The organism is Sphingomonas bacterium (assembly GCF_903644135.1).
Lineage (GTDB): Bacteria > Pseudomonadota > Alphaproteobacteria > Sphingomonadales > Sphingomonadaceae > Sphingomonas.
This window is the reverse complement of record NZ_CAHJXA010000334.1, coordinates 1-2978: the sequence shown is the minus strand read 5'-3', so window position 1 is coordinate 2978 and position 2978 is coordinate 1. Positions and strand designations below refer to the sequence as shown.

Annotated in this window: 4 protein-coding genes and 1 pseudogene; 3 read left to right on the top strand and 2 right to left on the bottom strand. The window is 69.0% G+C overall.

The features are described from left to right. Positions 1-211: pseudogene (locus tag HUU96_RS13985) on the bottom strand (replication-associated recombination protein A); the annotation flags it as partial. 190 nt (positions 212-401) lie between these two features. On the opposite strand from HUU96_RS13985, the gene HUU96_RS13980 reads away from it, so the two are divergent. Continuing rightward, positions 402-1016, top strand: a complete 615-nt coding sequence (locus HUU96_RS13980; protein ID WP_174293356.1) for a PadR family transcriptional regulator — start codon at positions 402-404, stop codon at positions 1014-1016. Beyond that, positions 1013-1342 carry a DUF2218 domain-containing protein gene (locus HUU96_RS13975; protein WP_174293355.1) on the top strand — a complete coding sequence of 110 codons (330 nt, stop codon included), beginning with the start codon at positions 1013-1015 and terminating at the stop codon, positions 1340-1342. Before HUU96_RS13980 ends, HUU96_RS13975 begins: the two co-directional genes overlap by 4 nt. On the opposite strand, the gene HUU96_RS13970 is transcribed toward HUU96_RS13975, so the two are convergent. Beyond that, entirely contained in the window at positions 1339-2496 is a 1158-nt protein-coding gene (locus HUU96_RS13970) for a glycosyltransferase family 4 protein (RefSeq protein ID WP_174293354.1), read from the bottom strand. The two genes, HUU96_RS13975 and HUU96_RS13970, sit on opposite strands and share 4 nt — an antisense overlap. An 83-nt stretch (positions 2497-2579) precedes the next feature. On the opposite strand from HUU96_RS13970, the gene HUU96_RS13965 reads away from it, so the two are divergent. After that, on the top strand, positions 2580-2978 hold a 399-nt coding region (locus tag HUU96_RS13965; RefSeq protein ID WP_302480247.1), incomplete at its 3' end, for an ATPase domain-containing protein.

Below are 2978 nucleotides of genomic sequence, written 5' to 3'. Positions count from 1 at the left end.
TGGTCTTGCCGGTGCCGGGCGGGCCCCACAGCACGATCGACGACAACCGCCCCGCCGCCACCATCCGCCCGATCGCGCCGTCGGGTCCGGTCAGGTGCTCCTGGCCGACGACGTCCGCCAGCCGCTGTGGGCGCAGGCGGTCGGCGAGCGGCGAGTCGGCGGCGGCCGGCTCAGGCGCGGGGGGATCGAAGGCGGCGAACAGGTCGGCCATGTCGTGGATGTAGGGGGCCACGCGCGCGCCGTCACCTGCCGTCACCCCGGCCCTGAGCCGGGGTCTCGCTTCTGGCTCAAGAAGGTAGCGGGATGCCGGATCGAGTCCGGCATGACGGAATCAAGATACATCTTGACTACTCGTCTTTAAGATATATCTAAGCTCCATCGTGATACGAAGGAGAACAACGATGAGATTTCACATGCATGACCGGGGCTTTGGCCCCAATCCCGGCCGATGGGGTGGCCAGCGGGGCGGCGGCGGCTCGCGCGGCGGCTTCGATTTCGGCGGCTTTTCGATGGAGTTCGGCGAGCGCGGCGGCGGTCGCGAGGGTGGCCGCGCGCGGCGGATGTTCGACGGTGGCGAGCTGCGGCTGGTCCTGCTCAAGCTGATCGCCGATGAGCCGCGCCACGGCTACGACCTGATCCGCGAGATCGAGACGCTGACCGGCGGTGCCTATGCGCCGAGCCCGGGAGTGGTCTACCCGACTCTCACCCTGCTCGACGAGATGGGGATGATCGGCGAGCAGCAGTCGGAGGGCGCGAAGAAGCGCTTCGCGGTCAGCGACGAAGGCCGCCGCCATCTTGAGCAGAATGCGGACGTCGTCGCCGCCCTGATGGAACGGCTGGCGCATCTTGGCGGCAAGCGCGAGGAGTGGACTGGGTCGCCGGTGTGGCGTGCGGTGCGCAACCTCGGGCTTGCGATCAGGCAGCGCGTGTCGCGCGGCGACATGACGCCCGACACGCTGCACGATGTCGCGGCGATGATCGACGAGCTCGCCCAGAAGATCGAGCGGCTGCGATGAGCGCGCCTCAAGCCGCCGTCGCGCTGGTGCCGACCGCCAACGCGAGCAAGTACCTGCAGCAGCTGTGCAAGCATTGGCAGCACAACTTGGCGGTCGAGTTCACCCCCGAGCACGGCACCGTGACCTTCCCACGCGATGCGCGCGGGGCGGATCATCCGGGCGACGGGGTGGCGACGATGGACGCCGGCGCGGACGTGCTGACGGTCAGGATCGATGCCACGTCCGCGGAGCAGTTGGAGGCGTTGCAGGGCGCGGTGGCACGCCATCTCGACCGCTTCGCGTTCCGCGAGGCACCGCTGACCTTCGACTGGCGAGCGGCCGGTTAGCAGGTAGGCGGGCTGCGCTCGGCGAGGACATCCAGATAGGCGTCCAGCACCAGCTGGCTCGCCGCATCCCAGCGATAGCTCTCCGCCTTGGCGTGGCCCGCCTCGCCCATCGACCGGCGCAGCGCCGGGTCGGCGACGATCCGGGCGATCGCGTCCGCATAGGCCTCCGCCTCATACGGGTGGACGAGCAGGCCGGTCACCCCGTCGTCGACCAGGTCGACCGCGCCGGTCGCGCGGGCGGCGACGACGGGGACGCCCGACGCCATCGCCTCCGACGTCACCTGGCCCCAGGTCTCGGTGACGCTGGGGTTGAACAGGATGTCCATCGACGCAACCGCTCGGCCGAGATCGTCGCCGCGTTGAAAGCCGGCAAAGGCGGCTTCGGGCACCCGTTCTGCAAAGGCATCGCGCGCCGGCCCCTCGCCGACGACCAGCACGCGATGGGGTATGCCCCGCGCGCGCAGCGTGGTCGCCACGTCGGCGAACACGTCCAGGCCCTTCTCCAGCACCAGCCGGCCGAGGAAGCCGATCGCGATCTCGTCGTCGCCGATGCCGAGCGAACGCCGCCACTCCAGGCTGCGCGCGCCCGGCCGGAAGCGGTCATGATCCACGCCGCGCGGCCAGATCGAGGTCGGCGTGGTGACGCCCTGCTCGCGGATCAGCGCGACGATCGATGGCGTCGGTACCAACACGCGGTCGACCCGGTTGTAGAAGCGCCGCAGGATCCACTGGATGGTCGGCTCGATGAAGCCAATGTCATAATAGCGGAAATAGGTCTCGAAGCGAGTGTGCAGCGCCGCCACCGTCGCGATGCGGTGCCGCCGCGCATAAGTGAGCGCACCATGACCGAGGAACTCGGGCGCGGAGACGTGGATCAGGTTGGGTGCGAACGCCTCGACATCGGCGCGGGTCTCGCGCGGGAAATAGCGACCAAGCTTGTAGTCTGCGCGGCCCGGGAACGAGAAGCCCGGTACCTTCACCAGGTCGCCGACCGGCGGAAATGCAGGCTGGTCGGTCGTCGGTGAATAGACCCGGACCTGGACGCCCTGCGCCAGGAGGTAGCCGACGAGCAGGTTCTGCGCCTGGTTCGCGCCGTCGCGAATATAGTTATAGTTTCCGCTGAAGAACGCCACGCGGAGATCGGACGGCTGCATGGCGCGGGCTTAGCCGAGCGATTGCGGCGCGATGATGGCATGAGCCGCTTGGCGTTCCTGACTTGTTCCGTTAGGATGCCGCGATGGCCAAGCTTCAGAAACGCTATGTCTGCCAGGCCTGCGGATCGGTGTCGTCGCGCTGGGCGGGGCAGTGCGCCGATTGCGGCGAGTGGAACACCCTGGTCGAGGAGGCAGGGGCGGTGGTCACGCCGTTCCAAGCCAAGCACGACCTGCGCGGCGGTGGGCGGACGATCGAGCTGGTCGGTCTCGATGCGGAGGTCACGCTGCCGCCGCGGATGGCGACCGGCATCGCCGAGCTCGATCGAGCGCTCGGCGGCGGGTTCGTCGAGGCGTCGGCGACGTTGATCGGCGGCGATCCTGGGATCGGCAAGTCGACCTTGCTGCTCCAGGCGGCGGCGAAGATGGCGGCGGCCGGCGCTTCGGTGGCCTATGTCTCGGGCGAGGAGGCGACCGACCAGGTG

Coding starts and splice junctions, on each gene's coding strand:
- HUU96_RS13975 (WP_174293355.1), top strand. CDS start 1,013: ATGAGCGCGCCTCAAGCCGCCGTCGCGCTGGTGCCGACCGCCAACGCG.
- HUU96_RS13970 (WP_174293354.1), bottom strand. CDS start 2,496: ATGCAGCCGTCCGATCTCCGCGTGGCGTTCTTCAGCGGAAACTATAAC.
- HUU96_RS13980 (WP_174293356.1), top strand. CDS start 402: ATGAGATTTCACATGCATGACCGGGGCTTTGGCCCCAATCCCGGCCGA.